We start from the raw sequence: 20,849 nt of genomic DNA, 5'->3' as shown, positions 1-20,849 counted from the left end.
GACGCCGCGCGCCTACTTGCTGCTTTGCAGGATCGCCATCGCCTGGCGTTCCATGAACTCGCCCAGCGTGTCGATGCCGCGCAGCTTCAGTATCGTGTTGCGCACGGCAGCCTCTACAAGCACTGCCAAATTGCGGCCGGCGGCCACTTGCAGCATGACCTTGCGCACCGGCAGGCCCAGCATGTCCTGTGTGATGTCCTGCAGCGGCAGGCGCTCGAACTTGTCCTGCGCGGTGGCGCGCACCAGATGCACGATGAGCTTGAGGCGCATCTTGCGGCGCACGGAGGTCTCGCCGAAGATGGTGCGGATGTCGAGCAGGCCCAGGCCGCGCACTTCCAGCAGGTTCTGCAGCAGTTGCGGACAGTGGCCTTCGATCATGTTGGGCGCGGTGCGCGAGAACTCCACCGCATCGTCGGCCACCAGGCCGTGTCCGCGTGAGATCAGCTCCAGCGCCAGTTCGCTCTTGCCCAGGCCGGATTCGCCGGTGATCAGCACGCCCAGTCCCAGCACGTCCAGGAACACGCCGTGTACGGTGGTGGTGGGCGCCAGCTTCTTGCCCAGGTAGATGCGCAGCAGGTCGATCAGCTGTGCGGCCGCCACCGGCGTGGAAAGCAGCGGCACCTGATGCTGGTCGCACTGGTCGATGAGGTCTTGCGGCGGGGTCAGGCCGTCGGCCAGCAAGATGGCGGGCACGCCGCCGATCAGCAGCTCGTCCATGTGGTGCATGCGGCGGCGCAGATCGAAGCGGGTGTAGTACGCCAGCTCTTCCTGCCCGAACACCTGGATGCGGGACGGGTGGATCAGGTTCAAGTGGCCGACGAGGTCCGCGGCCGACATGCCGTCGTCGGGTATCGCGCGGTCCGCGGCCCCTTGGCCGGAAATCCAGTTAAAGGGGATTTTGTCGGCGTTGTCGTCGACGAGTTCCTGCACCGTGAGCATGGCAGCGTTTCCGCGAGGAGTTCAGAGTTGGCCGGTCGTCAGCATCTTGTGGACGACAGCCGGATCGGGCTCTGTGGCCAGGGCTTCGCGCAAGGCCTTGTTCGACATGAGCTGCGCCAGTTCGGCCAGGATGTCCAAGTGCTGTTGCGTGGCCGTTTCCGGCACCAGCAAACAGAGCAGCATCGAGACAGGCTGCCCGTCCGGCGCATCGAAAGTGATGGGCTGGGCCAGGCGGATGAAGGCCGCCAGGGCCTGCTCCAGGCCCTTCACCCGGCCATGCGGAACCGCCACGCCCTGACCGAGCGCGGTGGAGCCCAGGCGTTCCCGGGCGAACAGGCTGTCGAACACGAGCGCGCGCGCCAGGCCATGGTTGTTTTCAAAGAGAAGGCCGGCCTGTTCGAACGCACGTTTCTTGCTCGTTGCGAGCATATCGAGCACGACGTTGCCGGCGGGTAGGATGCGCGACAAATGATTCATCGGATCATTATATGGTTATATGATGCACTGCAATAATCGGCCTCTGCGACGCCGTGCCCGGCACGGTCGCATCATGGGGCGGCAAGAGCGACAGCATAGACCGATAGCGGCGGATTGTGGGCATTCTTGCGCCTGGCGGCAGGGCTGCGCCATGGGAAACGTCGGAAATCGGGGGAAAACGGAATCGCCGGCGGAACCGGGAATGGGGGACAAAGACGGGGGAGGCTACGGGAGGGCAGTTTGCCGATGCCCCGGCTGGACGTTACGTCTAGCGGGACACCGGGACTTAGGCAGGATTTCTAAAATCGCTGTTTAGCTAGTCTCGCAGTGCGAGTGGTCATGAAGCGCGTTACTGCTGGGGTGGCGTGAGATTCGCCGCTTGCCGCTTCACGGACTCCGCCGTGTGACTTCGTACCTTGTCCTTGTGCTTGATGACCTGACGGTCGACTTTGTCAGCAAGAAGGTCTATGGCTGCATAGAGGTTTTCATCGGTTGCTTCACAATGAATGTCCTTACCGCTTAGACGCATGGTGATTTCGGCTCTATGCCGCAGGGGCTCTACCGAGAGCATGACCTGGGTATCGATGACGTGATCGAAATGCCGCAGCACTCGCGCCAGTTTGTTCATGACATATTCCCGGATGGCCGGGGTGACGTCGAGGTGACGACCGCAGATGCTCAGGTTCATAGTGTGCTCTCCTTCTAAAAGAGGAAAAAAGGGTGCGCGAAAAGCGCGGTTGATTCGTTAGGCGTTCTCCTTGATTGAGCGGGTTCGTTTAGTACTAGTGTATAGACTCGGGCCGATAAAACAAGCTGACCTAGCGCAAGTTCATGGCATTTTTATGGCTGAGCCCCCAGGGAGCATGCGCCGTGGCGCAGGCGGTGCCTAGGGGTCTTCCCCAGGGCCGCATTACATGCGGAAATGCTCTCCCAGATAGACCCGGCGCACGGCCGGGTCGCCCACGATTTCATCAGGGTGACCGTCGGTCAGAACCTTGCCTTCGCTGATGATGTAGGCGCGGTCGCAGATGCCCAGGGTTTCGCGCACGTTGTGGTCGGTGATCAACACGCCGATGCCGCGCCCCTTCAGGAACCGAACGATGCGCTGGATCTCGATGACGGCGATGGGGTCCACGCCGGCAAAGGGCTCGTCCAGCAGGATGAAGCGCGGGCTGGTGGCCAGCGCGCGCGCGATTTCCACGCGACGGCGTTCGCCGCCCGACAGGGAAATGGCGGCGTTGCTGCGGATGTGGCCGATCTGCAGCTCTTCCAGCAGCGATTCCATCTGCTCGTTGATCCTGGGCGTGGACAATGGACGTCCATCCGGCCCTGTTTGCAGTTCCAGCACGGCACGGATGTTCTGTTCCACCGTCAGGCGGCGGAACACGGAAGCGTCCTGGGGCAGGTACGACAGGCCCATGTGTGCGCGTTTGTGGATCGGCATCGCGGTGATGACGGAGCCGTCGATTTCGATGCGGCCCGCGTCCGCGGGGACCAGGCCCACGATCATGTAGAAGCTGGTGGTCTTGCCGGCGCCGTTGGGGCCCAGCAGGCCGACCACTTCGCCGCTGACCACGGACAGGGATACGTCCTGCACCACGGTCCGGCCGTTATAGGTTTTGCGCAAACCGGTTGCGCGCAGGCTGCCCTGCTTGACGCCCGAGGGGGCGGAGGTTACCGGAGTCGGCACTGAAGGTTGGTTCATCGTGGCTGCGAGTGGTGTTGCATGGGAGGCGTTCAACGCCCCTTCTTGGCGGCCTGCTGCTTGCGGCATTCGGCGATGGCGGCATCCGACTTGGCGCGCGGTTCAGCCACCGAACGGACCCGGCCGCCGGCTGCGGCGGAGTTGGGGCCGCCCTGGGCTTCGTAGGTGCCGGTCTTCTCGTTGTAGCGTACCCGTTCGCCGCGAATCGTGTCGAACGGTTTTCCACAGACATAGCGAGTCACGACCGCCTGGCCGATCAGGTCGAAGGTGTTCTTGGTGCCGTCGTACTCGGCGCGCAGGCCGGTGCCTTCGATGAGTTCGAAGGTGTCCGGGCGTTCCTGGCGGATGGTGACGATCTTGCCCTTGTTGGCAGTGGCCGTGCCGAACTGGTTGCCTTGCGCGTCTTCGTTCATTTCCAGCACGTCGGACGTCAGGGTCATGAGGCCGCGCGTCATGTTGACGTTGCCCGTGAAGACGCTCTTCTTCTTCACATCGTCGTAATGCAGGGTATCCGACAGGATCAGCGTGCTGGGTTCCTCAGCCGGCGTCGCTGCCTTGGGCGTCGGATCCGCGGCATGGGCCGGGGCCAGCGCTGAAGCCGTCAGCAGGATGGCGCCGAGCAAGCGGGTCGTCGGGGCAAGGAGAATCCGGAGGTCGGTCATGGTTTTTTCTGGTCAGTGTTGTTGGCGGGAATTTCGGTCCGGCGTTGCTGCTTGCCTTCGGAACCGGCAATTTCCACATCGGTCGATGCCGAAACCTGCAGTTGGCGCGTCTTGTTGTTGTAGTGCATACCCGTACCGTTCATGCGCGAACGGCCCTTGATGACTTCCGCCGGCAGGTCGGTGTAGACCACGTCGTCGTCGGGCAGGATGATCAGCTGCTGGCTGCGCACGTCCAGCAGATCATTGTTGGCGTCCGGCTGGCGGCGCACGTGGGCGTCGCCGTTCATGACGATGCGCTTGCCGCCTTGCTCCATCACCGCGGTCTTCGAGATGGCCACGGTGACGGGGTTGGCTTCGCGCTGGCCCACCGCGCGCGGCGAGGTCACGTGGTAGGAGTCGTCATCGGGGAAATGTTCCGCATATTCGCCTTCCAGCCGGTTGATGGGGCGGCCGTTGGGGTCGGTGCGCAACATGACGAAGTCGCGCGACCAGGCGTCCATTTCGTGGGTGATGCGGCGCGGCGGGTCCGTCTGGATGGCTCGCTGCGCGTAATCCGCCGCCCACCACGAGCCGGCGACCAGCACCAGCAGCAGGAACAGCGCGATCAGGGAGGGAAAACGTTCTTTCATCGGGTCTGCCGCAAGGGCGTATGGGTTGTCCTGGCAATCATTGGATGGCGCCGGGGCCGAGCAGGCCAGGCGCCGCCAGGAATGCGCCGAGGCGTCCCTGGGCCGCCAGCAGCAGGTCGCAGCATTCGCGCACGGCGCCGTTGCCGCCGGTATGCGTGGATACCCAGTGGGCGGCCTGGCTGACATAACCCGGCGCGTTCGGCACGCTGGCGGCAAAGCCGGCGCGCTGCAGGGCCGGCAGGTCGATAACGTCATCGCCCATGTAGCCGGTCTGGTTCAGTTGGACACTGGAGCGTTGCGCAAGTTCGGCCAGGGCGCCGCCCTTGTCCCGGACGCCCTGGATGACCTCGGCGATGCCCAGTTCGGCGGCGCGGCGCGCCACGATGGGGCCGGAGCGTCCGGTCATCAGGGCGACCTTCAGGCCGCCTTCCATCAGCAGGCGCAGTCCGTGGCCGTCCAGCGCGTTGAAGCGCTTTTGCAGCTCGCCGTTTTCGCCGTAATAGAGGCTGCCGTCGGTCAGCACGCCATCCACGTCGAACACCATCAGACGCACGGCGGCGGCGCGTTCGCGCACGCCTGCGGGGATGCGGGCCAGGACCAGCGCTTCGGCCGGATGCGTTACGGGAACAGAAAGAGTCATAGTCATACCACTTTGGCGGCCATCAGGTCATGCATGTGCAGGGCGCCGAGCAGAACGCCGTCGCTGTCCAGCACGAGCATGTGGTTGAGCCGTTGTTTGTCCATTTGCTGGGCCGCTTCTACGGCCAGCGCGTCGGGAGTGATGCTGCGCGGCGAGCGGGTCATGCCGGCGTCGACGGCCAGGCTGCGGATATCGCCGTGGCGCGCAATCAGGCGGCGCAGGTCGCCGTCGGTAAAGATGCCCAGGGGGTGGTGCTGCGCGTCGGTCACGACGGTCATGCCCATGCCCTTGGCGGACATGACCTCGAGCGCCTGCGAGACCGGGGTGCCGGCCTGGACGATGGGCAGGGCGTCGCCTTGGCGCATGACGTCGCGCACGTGGGTCAGCAGGCGGCGGCCAAGGGCGCCGCCCGGGTGCGAGCGGGCAAAATCCTGCGGGCCGAAGCCGCGCGCTTCCAGGCAGGCGACGGCCAGGGCATCGCCCAAGGCCAGCGCCGCGGTGGTGCTGGCCGTGGGCGCCAGATTCAGGGGGCAGGCTTCCTGGGCCACGCTGGCGTCCAGGTGGACATCGGCCAGCCTGGCCAGTTCGGACTGCGGATTGCCGGTAATGGCGACGAGCTTGGCGCCCATGCGGCGGGCGACCGGAAGTATCGTCAGCAATTCCTGGCCGGAGCCCGAATAGGAAATCGCGATGAGCACATCTTCCTGGGTGATCATGCCCAGGTCGCCGTGGACGGCCTCGGCGGCGTGCACGAAAAAGGCCGGCGTGCCGGTCGAGGCCAGGGTCGCCGCGATCTTGCGGGCGACGTGGCCAGTCTTGCCGATGCCGCTGACGACCACCCGGCCGCGGCAGGCCAGCAGCATCGCGACGGTCTGCGTGAAGCTGTCGTCCAGCCGGGCCGACAGGTCCATCAGGCCCTGGCATTCAATCTGCAGCGTTCTGCGCGCAGATGCCAGCGCGGTCTCGGACGATGTTGTGGGATGGTCAGTCATACGTGGATTTTAATATCAGTATGCGGGTTTGCCCCCGGAAAGGGCGTATGGCATGCTGGCGGGTCATTTCAACGGCTTTCCAACTTTTTTCCAGGCTCGCCCCATGTCCAGCATTTCCAGCCCCGTTCTTGGCACGCCCCTGTCCCCCCTGGCCACCCGCGTCATGCTGCTCGGGTCCGGCGAATTGGGCAAAGAGGTCATCATTGCCCTGCAGCGGCTGGGCGTGGAAGTCATTGCCGTGGATCGGTATGCCGACGCTCCGGGCCACCAGGTGGCGCACCGGGCGCATGTGGTCTCGATGACGGACCCGCAGGCCCTGCGTAAGGTCATCGAACAGGAACGGCCCCACGTTATTGTCCCCGAAATCGAAGCCATTGCCACCAATTTGCTGGTGGAACTGGAGGCGGCGGGCGTGGCCAGGGTCACCCCGACCGCGCGCGCGGCCCAATTGACCATGAACCGCGAGGGCATCCGCCGCCTGGCGGCCGAGACCCTGGGGCTGCCGACCTCGCCCTACCGCTTCGTCGATACGGAGGCCGAACTGCGCGCCGCCATCGACGGCGGCATCGGCTACCCCTGCGTCATCAAGCCGGTCATGTCCTCCTCGGGCAAGGGCCAGTCCGTGATCAAGAGCGTCGACGACGTCGAATCCGCCTGGCGCTACGCCCAGGAGGGCGGCCGGGTGGGCGGCGGGCGCGCCATCGTCGAAGGCTTCATCCGCTTCGACTATGAAATCACCCTGCTGACCGTGCGCGCCCGCGGCGCCAACGGCCAAGTCGAAACCCGCTACTGCGAACCCATCGGCCACAAGCAGGTTGACGGCGACTACGTGGAAAGCTGGCAACCGCACCCGATGTCTCCCGCCGCGCTGGAGCGCTCCCGGGAAATCGCGCTGGCGGTCACGTCCAACCTGGGCGGCCTGGGCATTTTCGGCGTGGAATTGTTCGTGGCCGGCGACCAGGTCTGGTTCTCGGAAGTCAGCCCGCGCCCGCACGACACCGGCATGGTCACCATGATCACGCAGGTCCAGAACGAATTCGAACTGCACGCTCGGGCGCTCTTGGGGCTGCCTGTGGACACCAGCCTGCGCCAGCCTGGCGCCAGCAGCGTCATCTATGGCGGCGTCGAGGCCGCCGCGGTCTCGTTCCACAACGTGGCCGAAGCGCTGGCCGAGCCCGGTACCGATATCCGCCTCTTCGGCAAGCCCGAATCCTTCGTCAAGCGCCGCATGGGCGTGGGCCTGGCCGTGGCCGGGGACGTGGCGGCGGCTCGGGCCAAGGCCAAGCGGGTGTCGGCGGCGGTGTCCGTCAAGGCCGGCTGACCGCTCTTTTTCCCCTTTTCAAGCGGCCACCAGCCCACGCGCTGGTGGCCGCTTTCGTTTGGGCGCGGCAATCCGGGAGCTTGGCTGCCGCCGCTGCGATGCGAAGTCTTGCGCCCATGCCCCTGCGCCCTGTGTGGTTTGCGCTTTCGCATGGTTTGTTCGATAATTTCAGAAAGTTCTGAAAACGGTGTAACTGTTTTTATCTTCCAGGGCCACGGTCCTGACTCTGCCGGTGTAGCTCGATCCATGGCTCTGTCCCCACAAAACGAACGTTTCGTCCTGCATTTCGGTGAAATGGGCAGCCGGTGGGGCGTGAACCGCACGGTCGGCCAGATCTACGCCCTGTTGTTCCTGTCGCCCCAGCCGTTGAATGCCGACGACATCGCCGAGGCGCTCGGCTTTTCGCGCTCCAACGTCAGCCTGGGCCTGAAGGAGCTGCAGTCCTGGCGCTTGGTCAAGCTCATCCATCAGGTCGGTGACCGCCGCGACTATTTCGAAACTCCCAAGGACGTCTGGGAGATCTTCCGCATCCTGATGGAAGAAAAGCGCAAGCGCGAAGTCGATCCCACGCTCACCCTGCTGCGGGACACCTTGCTGGAACGCCCTGCGGGTCCCGATGAGGCCTACGCGCAACAACGCATGAACGAAATGCTGGAGCTCATCGAACTGTCCACCGGATGGTTCGATGAGGTTCAACGTCTGCCGCCAGAAACCCTGCAGAACCTGATGAAGCTCGGTTCGAAAGTGCAGAAGGTGCTGGGTTTCGCCGGCAAATTGCGGGGCAAGGGCTGACCGTGATCCGCCCCGATTTTTCAGGAAACCTCTATGAAGTTGTATGCAACGCTCGTAACATGGCGCGAGAGACGGCCTGGGAACCATGCCGGTTGCCGCGGCACCTCAACTGCTTGGGAGCGACCCAATGATTGATCTCGACGTCGTAAATCTGTCGCGATTCCAGTTTGCCGCGACCGCGCTTTACCACTTCCTCTTCGTCCCCCTCACGCTCGGCCTGTCGTTCATCCTGGCCATCATGGAAAGCGTGTACGTCATGACCGGCCGCCCCATCTGGAAGCGGATGACCATGTTCTGGGGCACGCTCTTCGGCATCAACTTCGCATTGGGCGTCGCCACGGGCGTCGTGATGGAATTCCAGTTCGGCATGAACTGGTCCTACTACAGCCATTACGTGGGCGACATCTTCGGCGCGCCGCTGGCGCTCGAAGGGCTGATGGCCTTCTTCCTGGAAGCCACCTTCGTCGGCCTGTTCTTCTTCGGCTGGAACCGCATGTCCAAGGTCAGCCACCTGGTGGTGACCTGGCTGGTGGCATTCGGCACCAACTTCTCGGCGCTGTGGATCCTGATCGCCAACGGCTGGATGCAGAATCCGGTGGGCTCGATCTTCAACCCCGACACCATGCGCATGGAGATGACCGACTTCGCCGCGGTGATCTTCAACCCGGTGGCGCAGGCCAAATTCGTGCACACGGTCAGCGCAGGTTATGTCGCCGGCGCCATGTTCGTCATGTCGATCAGCGCCTGGTACCTGCTGAAGGGCCGCCATATCGACTTGGCCAAGCGCTCGATGGCGGTCGCCGCCAGCTTCGGCCTGGCCTCGGCGCTGTCGGTCGTGGTGCTGGGGGACGAAAGCGGCTACCTCACCACCGAACACCAGAAGATGAAGATCGCGGCCATCGAGTCCATGTGGCACACCGAGCCGGCCCCCGCGTCCTTCAACCTGATCGCCATTCCCAACCAGGCCGAGCGCAAGAATGACTTCGCGATCGAGATCCCCTACGTCATGGGCATCATCGGCACGCGTTCGCTCACCACGCCGCTGCTGGGCATCGACGATCTGATCCGGCGCGCCGAAAACCGCATCCGCGACGGCATGGTGGCCTATGAGGCGCTGCAGAAGATCCGCGCCAATCCCAAGGACGTGGAGGCGCGCATGGTCTTCGACAAGACCTGGCCCGACCTGGGCTATGCGCTGCTGGTCAAGCGCTACCAGCCTGACATGAGCAAGGTCACCGAAGACGACATCAAGAAGGCCGCAGTCGATACCGTGCCCAACGTCGCGCCGCTGTTCTGGGCGTTCCGCATCATGGTGGCGGTGGGCATGTACCTGATCCTGTTCTTCGGCGTGGCGTTCTGGCTGGCCTCGCGCGGGCGGCTGGACAGCCGGCGCGGCCTGCTCAAGGTGGCGCTGTGGAGTTTGCCGCTGCCCTGGGTGGCCATTGAAAGCGGCTGGTTCGTGGCCGAATATGGCCGCCAGCCCTGGGTGATCGAAGGCGTGCTGCCGACTTACTACGCGGCTTCGGGCCTGACCATCGTCGACCTGGCCATCAGCCTGACGATATTCCTGGTGCTGTACACGGTGCTGCTGATCATCGGCGTGAAGGTGATGCTGCACGCCGTGAAGGCGGGACCGAAATCCGATGGGCCGGCGCCCGGCACTGCCGCCGCCGATCCTGTGCGCGCCGCCGTGCGGGCCTGAGGGAGAGACAGCGATGGATACTCTTATTCCTTTCGACTACGGCACGCTGCGCGTGGTCTGGTGGGTGCTGCTGGGCGCCCTGCTCATCGGCTTTGCCGTCATGGATGGCTTCGACCTGGGCGTGGCCGCGCTGCTGCCCGTGGTCGCCAAGACCGACATCGAGCGCCGGGTGGTGATCAACGTGGTGGGGCCGGTCTGGGAAGGCAACCAGGTCTGGCTCATCACGGCGGGCGGCGCCATTTTCGCCGCCTGGCCCTTGTTGTACGCGGCCTCGTTCTCCGGCTTCTACCTGGCGATGATGCTGGCGCTGATCGCGCTGATCCTGCGGCCTGTCGGTTTCAAGTACCGCAGCAAGATGGAAGGCACGAGCTGGCGCAACCGCTGGGACGGCGTGCTCTGTTTCTCCGGCGTAGTGGCTTCGCTGGTGTTCGGCGTGGCCATGGGCAACATCATCCTGGGCGTGCCGTTCACCTTCGATCCCGTGACCCTGCGTCCGATCTATGAAGGGCATTTCTACCAGCTATTCATGCCGTTCGCGCTCTTGGCTGGCGTGCTTAGCGTGGTGATGCTGGCCATGCATGGCGCCGTGCTGCTGGCCTGGCGCACGGAAGACCCGATCTCGTCGCGGGCCCGCAACTGGGGCAGGCTGTGCGCCTTGCTGACCGCGGCGCTGTTCGCGGCGGGCGGCTTCTGGGTGGCGGGCGGCATTCCCGGCCATGTCATCACCAGTGCGGTGGACATGGCTGGTCCGTCGGATCCGATGCTCAAGACCGTGACGGTGCAGAACGGCGCCTGGATGGCCAATTACGCGAAATGGCCGCTGATGTGGATCGCGCCCGCGCTGGGGGTGGGCGGCGCCTTGCTGGTGGCGCTGCTGCTGACCGTGCGCGCCAATGTGCTGTCGTTCCTGGCATCCGCGATCTCGATCGCCGGCGTGATTCTGACGGTGGGCTTTTCGCTGTTCCCGTTCATCATGCCTTCGTCGACGAAGCCGCAGGCCGGCCTGACCATCTGGGACGGTTCGTCCAGTCACTTGACGTTGTGGATCATGGTGATCGCGGTCGCCATCTTCCTGCCGCTCATCACGGTCTACACCTCCTGGGTGTACCGCGTCATGCGCGGCAAGGTCACCCACGAATCGGTGGGCGACACGCCCAACTCATACTGAAATAGGAGCCTCCACCATGTGGTATTTCTCGTGGATACTCGGTCTGGGCTTGGCGTGCGCCTTCGCCATCCTCAATGCAATGTGGTTCGAGCTGCGCGAGGGGCATACGCATGACCCGCGCGCCAGCCGCAACGTCGAGTGAGCGGCGGCACTAGCAGCCTCGAGCACGATCCTTCGGCAACCCTGAACAAACCGCCGCGCGCGCAGTCGCGGTGGTTGATGGCGCTTGCCAAGGCGGCCAGGCTGCCGCTGATGCTGGCGGGCGCCGCGCCCCTGGTGAGCGGCGCCTTGCTGGTCGTGCAGGCCTGGTTGCTGGCCAGCGTGCTCGACGCGGCCATCGTCAGGCAGGCGCCCCGGCAGGAGCTGCTGGGCGACATCCTGAGCATTGCCGGACTGATGCTGCTGCGGGCCTGCATCACCTGGGCCGGCGAGCGCGCGGGTGCGGATGCCGCCGAGCGCATCAAGCGCCACGTGCGCCAAGCGCTATTCAAGCGTCTTGTGCAGAAGGGACCGTACTGGAGCCGGGGCCAGGCGTCCGGGGAGCTGGCCAGCGCGGTGGTGGACCAGGTCGAGGCCCTGGATGGATTTTTCGCCAAGTACCTGCCCGCCACGGCTGCGGCCGCCATGCTGCCGGTCGCTTTTTCCGTCGTGCTGTTGCCGATGGACGTGATCGCCGGGCTGGTGCTGCTGATCACTGCGCCGCTGATTCCGCTGTTCATGGCGCTGGTGGGCTGGGGCGCCCAGGGCGCCAGCCGCAGGCACCTGCGCGCCTTCGCCCGCTTGTCGGGCTTTTTCGCCGACCGGCTGCGCGGCCTGTCCACTCTGAAGCTATACGGCCGCGCCGAGGCCGAAGCCGCTTCCGTCGTGGCGGCCAGCGACGCGCTGCGCCAGCGCACGATGTCGGTGCTGCGCATTGCCTTTCTTTCGTCGGCGGTGCTGGAGTTCTTCGCGGCGCTGGGCGTGGCGGGGGTGGCGGTCTATATCGGATTGACCTATCTGGGATTCCTGGACTTGCGCTGGTCGCCGCTGACCTTGCAGGCGGGATTGTTCTGTCTGCTGATGGCGCCGGAGGTTTACGCGCCGCTGCGCCAGTTCGCGGCGCACTATCACGACCGCGCGGCCGCGCTGGCGGCGGTCACGCAGATCTCCGTGCTGTTCGATGGCTTGCCGCAAGAGGGAGATACCTCGTCCGCAGTTGCCTCGGACGATGGCGCGTCAGGCCCTGGCGCTTCAGGACGTGACGGGGCTGCCCGCGGGCCTGTTCCCGAGCGCGGTGGCGCAGGGGCTGCCCTTGCGATCGCGGGTTTGAGCCTGGATGCGCCAGGTCGCAGCCGGATGGTGCTGTCGGACGCCGTACTGACGCTGGCGCCAGGCGAGCATGCCGCGCTGATGGGACCCAGCGGCATCGGCAAATCCACGCTGGTCGAGGCGATTGCGCGCCTGCGTCCGTTCCAGGGGGACATCCGCATCGACGGCGTGCCTCTGCCCGAATGGGACGAGGCGGCGCTGCGCCAGCGCGTGGCGCTGATCGGACAAAAGCCACAACTGCTGACCGGCTCCATCGCCGACAACATCCGCCTGGGCCGCCCCGACGCTACCGACGCAGAGGTGCAGGCCGCCGCGCGCCGCGCCTGTGTGCTGGAGTTCAGCGAGGCCTTGCCGCAAGGGTTGGCGACGCCATTGGGCGGCCGTGGGCATGGCCTGTCCGGCGGGCAGGCGCAGCGCGTCGCGCTGGCGCGCCTGTTCCTGCGCGATCCAGGGCTGATCCTGCTGGATGAACCCACGGCGCATCTGGACGAGGCCACGCAGGCGCGCGTGCTGGACGAGATCCTGGAATTCGCCGCCGGCCGCACCTTGCTGCTGGCGACGCATGCGCCCACGGTGGCGGCCCGGCTGGGCCGGACCTTGCGTGTGGCGGGCGGAAAAGTGGAAGACGCATGAAGAACCTGTTGTTGCTCCTGCCGCTGTATGCGCGCCGTAAAAGCGGGCTTTTGCTCGCATTATTCTGCGCACTGGCCACCGTGGCTGCGGGCGTGGGCCTCTTGGGCGTGTCGGGCTGGTTCCTGACCGGCGCGGCGCTGGCGGGGGCGGGTGGCGCATTCAATCTGTTTGCGCCGTCGGCGCTGGTGCGCGGGCTGTCGTTCCTGCGCATCGTGGCGCGCTACGCTGACCGGGTGGTTGGCCATTCCGCCACGCTGCGCCTGCTGGCAGACCTGCGCGAGAAAGTGTTCTCGGCGCTGATCCGGCTCACCCCGAGGCAGTTGGCGCGTTACCGCGACGGCGACCTGGTGGCGCGCATGACGGGCGATGTCGACGCGCTCGATACGGTCTTCCTTTTCGTGCTGGCGCCCCTGACCACCGCCGTCCTGGCGGGGGCGGTGCTGACGGCGGTGCTGGGGCTTTGGGTGCCCGCCGCAGCGTTGGCCCTGGCGTTGGCCTTGCTGGTTGCCTGCGTGCTGGTGCCCTTGTGGCTGTTGCGCGCGGCGCGCAAGCCGGGCGTGGCGGCTCAGGAAAGCGCGGCGGGATTGCGCGCCGCGACGCTGGACGCAGTGGACGGCCATGCGGACATGGTGGCCCTGCATGCGCAGGCGCAGACGGCTGCGCATTTCGAGCGCCTGTGCGAGGCCAACGCGTTGGCGCGCCGCAGCCAGGCGCGGGTGGCCGCAAGGGGACAGTTCTTCTTGCAGGCCGCCGCTGGCGCTTCGGTGCTGGCCTTGCTCTGGTTTGGCCTGGATACGCTGGAAGCGGGGCGGATAGAAGGTCCCGTGCTCGCCGGATTGTTGCTGGCGGTCATAGGAGTCTTCGAAGTGGCCGGTCCCATCATGCGCGGGGCGTCGCGCATGGGCTCGGCCATCTCGGCGGCGGCGCGCATCCGCGAAGTCACGCAATGCGAGCCGGACATGCAGGATCCGTCCGCGCCTCGCGCCTTGCCCGACAGCGGCGCCCTGGAGCTGGATGGCGTGCGCTTTGCCTATCCGGCCCGAGGGGCTGACGCCAGCCCGCTGGTGCTGGACGGCGTCAGCCTGCGTGTCGCGCCCGGTGAGCGGATCGCCATCGTGGGGCCGAGCGGCGCGGGCAAGTCGACCTTGTTGCACCTGTTCTTGCGCCTGGAAGATCCGCAGGCGGGACAGGTGCGTTTCGGCGGCTGCGATGCGCGCGCCTGTGCGCAAGCCGATTGGCACCGGCGCATCGCGTTGCTGTCGCAGGACGCTCCAGTATTCCTGGGGACCTTGCGCACCAACCTGCTCATCGGCGATCCCGACGCGGATGACGCCGCCTTGTGGCGCGCGCTGGATGCTGCGCGGCTGGGCGATTTCGTGCGCAGCCTGCCCGATGGCTTGGATACCTGGGCGGGCGAGACAGGTTCGCTGCTGTCGGCCGGGCAGGCGCGCCGCCTGTGCCTGGCGCGGGCGCTGCTGTCACCCGCCGCGGTTATCGTGCTGGACGAACCGACCGCAGGGCTGGATGGCGAGGCAGAAACGGCATTCTTCAGCGACCTGGCAGGCGCCGTGGGCGGGCGTGCCGTGGTGCTTGCCACCCACGCGGCCTTGCCGCCCGGGGCGGTCGATCGCCGCTATGTCTTGCAAGGCGGCCGGCTACAGGAATGTGAATTGTCATCGGGGACGGCAATCCTGGCTTAAGCGCGGTTGCGAGGTTATAGTTCGCCTTGCTTCAATTCTTCAGGGCCGTCTTCCATGCAGACCGACAACGCCGAGTACATCCGGCGCACCATCCGCAGCGTTCCAGACTGGCCCCAACCCGGCGTCATATTTCGCGACATCACGCCCGTGCTGCAGGATCCGCGCGCGTTCCGGGTGCTTATCGATCTCTTCGTCTACCGCTACATGCGCCAGCGCCTGGATCTGGTGGCCGGCGTGGACGCGCGCGGCTTCATCGTGGGCAGCGTGCTGGCTTACGAGCTCAACCTGGGTTTCGTGCCGGTGCGCAAGAAGGGCAAGCTGCCATTCCGCACCGTGGCCGAGGAATACTCGCTGGAGTACGGTAACGCCTCAGTCGAAATGCACACGGATTCCGTGCGCACCGGCCAGCGCGTCCTGCTGGTGGACGACCTGATCGCCACGGGCGGCACCATGCTGGCCGCCATCAAGCTGCTGCAGCGCCTGGGCGCCAATGTGGTCGAGGCGGCAGCCATCATCGACCTGCCCGATCTGGGCGGCTCCGCGAAGGTCGCCGCCACCGGCACGCCGCTCTATACCGTCTGTCAATACGGCACTGACGCCACCGCGTAGGATTTACGCGTCCGAAAGGCGCGGCTGGATGAAGTCCAGGAACGCCTTGGTCTTGGCCGGCAGCATGCGCGAAGGCAGCAGGGCAAAGAGCGGCAGGGGAGTCAGGCTCCACTCCGGCAGCACCCGCACCAGGCCCGCCTGCTTGATGGCGCGTTCCATCGCGTCGAAGACCAGCAGCGGCGTGATGCCCAGGCCTTGTCCAGCCAGCCGCCCGAGCATGCCGACGTTGTTGGCCGACAGGCGCCCCGACACCTGCACGCGTTCAACCTTGTCGCCCGAATGCAGCATCCAGAAGGATGACTCCTCGCGCATGGTGGGACGCAGGCATTCGTGGTGGCTGAGATCCGCGGGTACGCGGGGCTCGCCGTGGCGAGCCAGATACTCGGGCGAGGCATATAGCTGGTGGGCCATCAGCACGATCTTGCGCGAGATGAGGCTGGAGTCCGGCTGCTGGCCGAAGCGCAGGATCAGGTCGAACGGATTGCTGATGGGGTCGATCGGACGCATGCTCAGATCGAAGTCGCATTCGATGTCCGGATGCTGTTCGCGGAATTCGCTGATGACGGCGGGCAGGAACAGTTGCGCCAGGCTGGTGGGCAACGAGATGCGCAGGCGTCCCTTGGGCTGTACCGCCATGTCCAGCAGTTGGTCGTGCGCGATGCGCGCTTCCTCCACGATATGCCGGCAGCGCTCGAAATAGATGGCGCCGGCCTCGGTCAGGTCGATCTTGCGCGTGCTGCGGTTGAGCAGGCGCATGCCGATGCTGCGCTCCAGTTCACTGACGCGGCGCGAGAGCGTGGATGTCGGAATATTCAAGGCTTCGGCGGCGTGGCTGAAGTTCTTGCGCTTGGCGACTTCGACAAACAGAGCGATGTCGTTAAGCTGGATATCCATGGGACCCTCGAAGTTCAAAATTCCATTTCTGGCAGATTTGTATGATAAATGGAATCATTGTCCCGCCAGTAGAAATGTCTATTTCCCTGCGCTGAACGGTGCATCTACCAGGTCAAGTGCACATCTTCCGTTACCCAGCTTGCTTGCGGCTGAATGCTGGCAAGGCTTGCCGTTGCGCGATCGCGTCTTGTAGTGTGCAGAAAATGCGCAGATTCTGAGGATGGCGACCTCTAATTGTCCCATCTGTGCAAATATGTTCCCCAAAATAAGGGTTTTTACTAACATCCAATCGCCAGATACTTCGTCCCAGCAATCAAATTGTCATATCGCACCTGCCAGCCTGGCAGAAGACGATGTGCAAGGTTTAGGATGGAGTCATCGCAATGAAAGCCCTAGCTACCGCACTCATGGTTACCGCAACGTTGGTGGGTATGTCCGCCGCTCACGCCGATGGCAAGACGCGTGAACAGGTCCAACAGGAACTGCAAGCCGCCAAGGCCGCCGGCCAGGTCACGTTTGGTGAACTGGACTACCCGCCTGCCGCCGTCGAACGCACCAGCCTGTCGCGTGAACAAGTCCAGCAGGAACTGCAAAGCGCCAAGGCCGCCGGCCAGGTAACCTCGGCTGAATTGGACTATCCGCCCAAGGCCGCCGTGTCGCAAACCGCCGGCAAGACCCGCGAACAAGTCCGCCAGGAACTGGCCGATGCCAAGGCCCGCGGCGAGTACACCTTTGGTGAACTGGACTATCCGCCCCGCGGCAAGTAAGCACGTCGGACCGCAAAAAACCCCTCCCGTCGCAGAGGGGTTTTTTTTCGGGGCAAGCCCGGATTGTCAGGAATCCAGCAGGAGATAGTGTCGCGTTTCCGCATCAGAATTGTGCGGGCCAAGCAACAACACTTGTTGGTCTTTCAAGCGCGGCAGGAGAATATCCCTGGCCCGTCCGATATTTTGCGAGCCTTAATTCGCATTTGATATCAACACGTTAGCGCAGGTTTCCAAAGAGAGAAGTTGGTAATAGGCCCGGCATTATCCCAACCATGGAAAGTAGTTCTTCGAAATCCGGGTTACTTCGAATTGGCGCAGGCTGGACACTGGCTTCAGTGCATGCGCCGCTAACTTGTTCGCAGCGGCACGCAGATTCCCGCCCCTGTGTGCGGGGGGTTTGCGGTTTGCCTTTCATCTCGCCATTTTGGGGACTTATATGAAGAAGACGCTATTGGCTGTCGCGCTGCTGGCTGGCTTTGCCAGCGTTGCGCAAGCCGCAGACTCCGTGACGCTGTACGGCTTGATCGACGCCGGTGTTGGCTACGAGAAAGTGAAGTTCGGCGGCAATTCGCAAAGCCGCTTCGGCGGCGTTCAGGGTGTGAGCAGCGGCTCGCGTTTCGGCCTGCGCGGCACTGAAGACTTGGGCGACGGCCTGCGCGCCGTGTTCACCCTGGAAGGCGGTTTCGGCCCCATGAACGGCAAGTCGCTGCAAAACGGCCGCCTGTTCGGCCGCCAAGCTACCGTGGGCCTGGACAGCGATTCCTGGGGCCGCCTGGAATTCGGCCGCCAGACCAACCTGGCTTCCAAGTACTTCGGCTCGATCGATCCGTTCTCGATCAGCTACAACACCGCCAACATGGGTACCACGTTCGGCAGCGCCAACACGATGCGCCTGGACAACATGGTCCTGTACCAAACCCCCAGCATGGGCGGCTTCAAGGCGGGCATCGGCTACTCGTTCAGCGCCGATGACACGGTCAGCGACACCTCGCAGACTGGTTTCGCAACCGGCAACAACAACCGCGTGCTGACCGCCGGCGTGCAGTACGTCAACGGCCCCCTGAACCTGGCCGCGTCGTACGACCGCTTCAACCCTTCCAACAATCAAACCGGCGGCAAGTCCGAGGGCCGCATCCAGGAATACATCCTGGGCGGTTCGTATGACTTCGAAGTCGTGAAGGTGGCGGCTGCGTTTGGCCAGACGCGCGATGGCTGGTTCGTGGGTCAGAACATGGGCACCACGCCCGACGGCATGCAGAACCTTGGCACGTTCAAGCTGGCCGACGGCTTCCGCGCCAATTCGTACATGATCGGCGCCACCGTGCCGCTGGGCCGCCACGCGGTCTTCGGTTCGTGGCAGCGCGCTACCGCCAGCAACGACAAGCTGACGGGCGACGACGCGACGTTCAACGTCTACAGCCTGGGCTACACCTACGACTTCACCAAGCGCACCAACCTGTACGCGTACGCCTCCTATGGCGACAACTACGCATTCCAGCGCGATGCGACCGACACGGCTGTCGCCGTCGGCGTGCGTCACCGTTTCTAAGCGATAGGACGTCCGGCAGACCTTGCTGAATGCGCGGCTCATCTCCGTGGGCCGCCGAGTGACAGCGAACCCCCGCGACTGGTTGCCGCCGGACGTATCTAAAGCAGGGAAGGGAAGGGCCTCCGCAAGGAGGCCCTCTCGTTTTTGGGGCGGCGCAGCGGCGGCGCGCTACAGGAACAGCTTGTAGGCCGGATTGTCGGTTTCGTTCCAGTGCGGATAGCCCAGTTCCGCCACGAAGCTGCGGAACTGCTTCTTGTCCGCGGGCGGCACCTGGATGCCGATCAGGATGCGGCCGTAGTCCGCGCCCTGGTTGCGGTAGTGGAACAGGCTGATGTTCCAGTCCGGATTCATGGCGTTCAGGAAACGCATCAGCGCGCCAGGGCGTTCCGGGAATTCGAAGCGGTACAGCAGTTCGTTGCGCGCCAGCGCCGAGCGCCCGCCCACCATATGGCGCAGGTGGGTCTTGGCCATTTCGTCGTGGGTCAGGTCCAGCGTGTCAAAGCCATGGCGGCGGAAGTTCGCGGCGATCTTGTCGGGCTCGGATGCCGACGACACCTGGATGCCGACGAAGACATGTGCGCGGTCCGCGTCGGAGATGCGGTAGTTGAATTCGGTGACGCTGCGTTCGCCCACCAATTCACAGAAGCGGCGGAAGCTGCCGCGCTGTTCGGGCAAGGTGACGGCGAACACGGCTTCGCGCATTTCACCGACCTCCGCGCGTTCGGCCACGAAGCGCAGGCGGTCGAAATTCATGTTGGCGCCGCAGGCGATCGCCACCAGCGTCTTGCCCTTCAGATTGTGTTCGGCCGCATACTGCTTGGCGCCCGCAACCGCCATCGCGCCAGCCGGCTCAAGCACGCTGCGCGTGTCCTGGAACACGTCCTTGATGGCCGCGCAGATCGCGTCGGTGTTGACCACCACGAAGTCGTCCACATACTGGCGCGTGAGCTTGAAGGTTTCCGCGCCCACCATCTTGACCGCCGTGCCGTCGGAGAACAGGCCGACGTCGGTGAGCTGCACGCGGCGGCCCGCGCGCACGCTGCGCAGCATGGCGTCGGAGTCTTCGGTCTGCACGCCGATGACCTTGATTTCCGGGCGCAGCTGCTTGATGTAGGTAGCCACGCCCGCGATCAGGCCGCCGCCGCCGATGGCGACGAAGATGGCGTCGATCGGGCCGGGGTGCTGGCGCAGGATCTCCATGCCCACCGTGCCTTGGCCGGCGATGACGTCGGGGTCGTCGAAGGGGTGGACGAAGGTCAGCTTTTCCTTCTTTTCCAGGATCTGCGCATGCGCGTAGGCGTCGGAAAAGCTTTCGCCCGCCAGCACCACTTCACCGCCCAGGCGGCGCACCGCATCGATCTTGACCTGCGGGCTGGTGGTGGGCATGACGATGACGGCGCGGCAGCCCAACCGGCTGGCCGCCAGCGCGACGCCCTGTGCATGGTTGCCGGCCGAAGCCGCGATGACGCCGCGGTTGCGCGCGGCCGGGCTCAGGTTGGCCATCTTGTTGTAGGCCCCGCGCAGCTTGAAGCTGAACACCGCCTGGGTATCTTCGCGCTTGAGCAGCACCGTGTTCGAGAGCCGCTGCGACAGCAGCGGCGCCGTCTCCAGCGGCGATTCGACCGCGACGTCGTAAACCTTGGAGGTCAGGATGCGTTTCAGATAGTCAGTGGACATGGACTGCTGCGGGCGGCAAGAGTGGGGGGTGGACCAGATTATTGCACCCGCGCGCGGCTACACTCGCCCCACTATGGAAGAAAGTCTGTTATCCGCTGTGCATTGGATGTTGGGGGTGCTGGCGTTGCCCTCGGTCGGCCTGTCCGCGATCTTCACGGTCTCGCTGGTGTCCGCCACCTTGCTGCCGCTGGGTTCGGAACCGGCCGTGTTCGGCTACATCAAGCTGGCGCCGGACATGTTCTGGCCGGCTATCCTGGTGGCGACCTTGGGCAATACCGTTGGCGGCGCCATCAGCTACGCCATGGGCCTGGGCGCTGAACGAGCCGTGCAGCGCTGGAAAGAAAAGCACCCTCATCCGCATCCCGACGCGACCGAAGGCGGACGCATGCGCGGCCGCTGGAACGAGCGGGCCCATGACTGGATCCACCGCATGGGGCCGCCCGCCCTGTTGCTGTCGTGGCTGCCGGCCGTGGGTGATCCATTGTGCGCGGTGGCGGGGTGGCTGCGGCTGTCCTTCTGGCCCTGCGTGTTCTACATGGCCATCGGCAAATTCCTGCGCTATCTGGTCATGACCGCCAGCCTGCTCTGGTTTTTTCCCGGCCAGGTCTAGCGCGGATATCTCATTTAATTAGGGACATAGCATCCCCGCCAATTCCAGGTTTCGAGCGCTTCCCTAGGGGTATTA

The 20,849-nt window shown here is 64.8% G+C and carries 21 protein-coding genes; 11 read left to right on the top strand and 10 right to left on the bottom strand.

Annotated elements, in window-relative coordinates:
* Positions 1-12: 12 nt before the first annotated feature.
* From hprK to WBB14_RS34340, 8 genes are all read right to left on the bottom strand, one after another.
* Positions 13-939, bottom strand: a complete 927-nt coding sequence (gene hprK / locus WBB14_RS34375) for an HPr(Ser) kinase/phosphatase (RefSeq protein ID WP_013396727.1) — start codon at positions 937-939, stop codon at positions 13-15.
* A gap of 21 nt (positions 940-960) precedes the next feature.
* Complete coding sequence (locus WBB14_RS34370) at positions 961-1,416, bottom strand: PTS sugar transporter subunit IIA (RefSeq protein WP_006389881.1); 456 nt, start codon at positions 1,414-1,416, stop codon at positions 961-963.
* A 349-nt stretch (positions 1,417-1,765) separates the two neighbouring features.
* Positions 1,766-2,104 (bottom strand): ribosome hibernation-promoting factor, HPF/YfiA family, encoded by a 339-nt coding sequence (hpf, locus tag WBB14_RS34365; protein WP_013396726.1) that lies wholly within the window; start codon positions 2,102-2,104, stop codon positions 1,766-1,768.
* Between the two features lie 222 nt (positions 2,105-2,326).
* Positions 2,327-3,121: an LPS export ABC transporter ATP-binding protein gene (gene lptB, locus WBB14_RS34360; protein ID WP_424243708.1), complete on the bottom strand. Its 795-nt coding sequence runs from the start codon at positions 3,119-3,121 to the stop codon at positions 2,327-2,329.
* Between the two features lie 32 nt (positions 3,122-3,153).
* Positions 3,154-3,783 (bottom strand): lipopolysaccharide transport periplasmic protein LptA, encoded by a 630-nt coding sequence (lptA, locus tag WBB14_RS34355; protein WP_424243707.1) that lies wholly within the window; start codon positions 3,781-3,783, stop codon positions 3,154-3,156.
* Positions 3,780-4,412 carry an LPS export ABC transporter periplasmic protein LptC gene (lptC, locus tag WBB14_RS34350; RefSeq protein ID WP_424243706.1) on the bottom strand — a complete coding sequence of 211 codons (633 nt, stop codon included), beginning with the start codon at positions 4,410-4,412 and terminating at the stop codon, positions 3,780-3,782. Before lptC ends, lptA begins: the two co-directional genes overlap by 4 nt.
* Positions 4,413-4,449: 37 nt before the next feature.
* Entirely contained in the window at positions 4,450-5,058 is a 609-nt protein-coding gene (locus WBB14_RS34345; protein ID WP_424243705.1) for a KdsC family phosphatase, read from the bottom strand.
* Positions 5,055-6,044, bottom strand: coding sequence for a KpsF/GutQ family sugar-phosphate isomerase (locus tag WBB14_RS34340; RefSeq protein ID WP_424243704.1), 990 nt, complete (start codon positions 6,042-6,044; stop codon positions 5,055-5,057). Before WBB14_RS34340 ends, WBB14_RS34345 begins: the two co-directional genes overlap by 4 nt.
* A 103-nt stretch (positions 6,045-6,147) precedes the next feature.
* Here WBB14_RS34340 and purT point away from each other — a divergent pair, with 103 nt between their 5' ends.
* The 8 genes from purT to WBB14_RS34300 all read left to right on the top strand — a co-directional run bounded on the left by purT (position 6,148) and on the right by WBB14_RS34300 (position 15,277).
* Positions 6,148-7,365 carry a formate-dependent phosphoribosylglycinamide formyltransferase gene (purT, locus tag WBB14_RS34335; protein ID WP_424243703.1) on the top strand — a complete coding sequence of 406 codons (1,218 nt, stop codon included), beginning with the start codon at positions 6,148-6,150 and terminating at the stop codon, positions 7,363-7,365.
* 246 nt (positions 7,366-7,611) lie between these two features.
* Positions 7,612-8,157 (top strand): GbsR/MarR family transcriptional regulator, encoded by a 546-nt coding sequence (locus tag WBB14_RS34330; protein WP_424243702.1) that lies wholly within the window; start codon positions 7,612-7,614, stop codon positions 8,155-8,157.
* A 127-nt stretch (positions 8,158-8,284) separates the two neighbouring features.
* Positions 8,285-9,859 (top strand): cytochrome ubiquinol oxidase subunit I, encoded by a 1,575-nt coding sequence (locus WBB14_RS34325; RefSeq protein ID WP_424243701.1) that lies wholly within the window; start codon positions 8,285-8,287, stop codon positions 9,857-9,859.
* Between the two features lie 13 nt (positions 9,860-9,872).
* Positions 9,873-11,027, top strand: coding sequence for a cytochrome d ubiquinol oxidase subunit II (cydB, locus tag WBB14_RS34320; protein WP_424243700.1), 1,155 nt, complete (start codon positions 9,873-9,875; stop codon positions 11,025-11,027).
* 16 nt (positions 11,028-11,043) lie between these two features.
* On the top strand, positions 11,044-11,169 hold the full coding sequence (cydX, locus tag WBB14_RS34315; RefSeq protein ID WP_424243699.1) for a cytochrome bd-I oxidase subunit CydX: 126 nt from the start codon (positions 11,044-11,046) through the stop codon (positions 11,167-11,169).
* Positions 11,166-12,968 carry a thiol reductant ABC exporter subunit CydD gene (gene cydD / locus WBB14_RS34310; RefSeq protein WP_424243698.1) on the top strand — a complete coding sequence of 601 codons (1,803 nt, stop codon included), beginning with the start codon at positions 11,166-11,168 and terminating at the stop codon, positions 12,966-12,968. Before cydX ends, cydD begins: the two co-directional genes overlap by 4 nt.
* On the top strand, positions 12,965-14,668 hold the full coding sequence (cydC, locus tag WBB14_RS34305; RefSeq protein ID WP_424243697.1) for a thiol reductant ABC exporter subunit CydC: 1,704 nt from the start codon (positions 12,965-12,967) through the stop codon (positions 14,666-14,668). Before cydD ends, cydC begins: the two co-directional genes overlap by 4 nt.
* Positions 14,669-14,722: 54 nt before the next feature.
* The gene (locus WBB14_RS34300; RefSeq protein ID WP_332013335.1) at positions 14,723-15,277 is read left to right on the top strand and encodes an adenine phosphoribosyltransferase; all 555 of its coding nucleotides are present in this window, start codon (positions 14,723-14,725) and stop codon (positions 15,275-15,277) included.
* Between the two features lie 3 nt (positions 15,278-15,280).
* Here WBB14_RS34300 and WBB14_RS34295 read toward each other — a convergent pair whose 3' ends face one another.
* Positions 15,281-16,171, bottom strand: coding sequence for a LysR family transcriptional regulator (locus WBB14_RS34295; protein ID WP_013396712.1), 891 nt, complete (start codon positions 16,169-16,171; stop codon positions 15,281-15,283).
* A 383-nt stretch (positions 16,172-16,554) separates the two neighbouring features.
* Between WBB14_RS34295 and WBB14_RS34290 the strand changes: the two genes are divergently transcribed.
* Positions 16,555-16,938, top strand: coding sequence for a DUF4148 domain-containing protein (locus tag WBB14_RS34290; protein WP_424243696.1), 384 nt, complete (start codon positions 16,555-16,557; stop codon positions 16,936-16,938).
* A gap of 436 nt (positions 16,939-17,374) precedes the next feature.
* Positions 17,375-18,487 (top strand): porin, encoded by a 1,113-nt coding sequence (locus tag WBB14_RS34285; RefSeq protein ID WP_424243695.1) that lies wholly within the window; start codon positions 17,375-17,377, stop codon positions 18,485-18,487.
* Between the two features lie 168 nt (positions 18,488-18,655).
* Here WBB14_RS34285 and ilvA read toward each other — a convergent pair whose 3' ends face one another.
* On the bottom strand, positions 18,656-20,203 hold the full coding sequence (ilvA, locus tag WBB14_RS34280; RefSeq protein WP_424243716.1) for a threonine ammonia-lyase, biosynthetic: 1,548 nt from the start codon (positions 20,201-20,203) through the stop codon (positions 18,656-18,658).
* Between the two features lie 34 nt (positions 20,204-20,237).
* Between ilvA and WBB14_RS34275 the strand changes: the two genes are divergently transcribed.
* Positions 20,238-20,774 (top strand): YqaA family protein, encoded by a 537-nt coding sequence (locus WBB14_RS34275; protein ID WP_332010776.1) that lies wholly within the window; start codon positions 20,238-20,240, stop codon positions 20,772-20,774.
* The last annotated feature ends 75 nt before the right edge of the window (positions 20,775-20,849 follow it).

Source organism: Achromobacter sp., from assembly GCF_049647645.1.
Taxonomy (GTDB): Bacteria; Pseudomonadota; Gammaproteobacteria; order Burkholderiales; family Burkholderiaceae_B; genus Achromobacter.
Note: the sequence above shows the minus strand (reverse complement) of the source record. Positions and strands in the feature narration are given on the sequence as shown.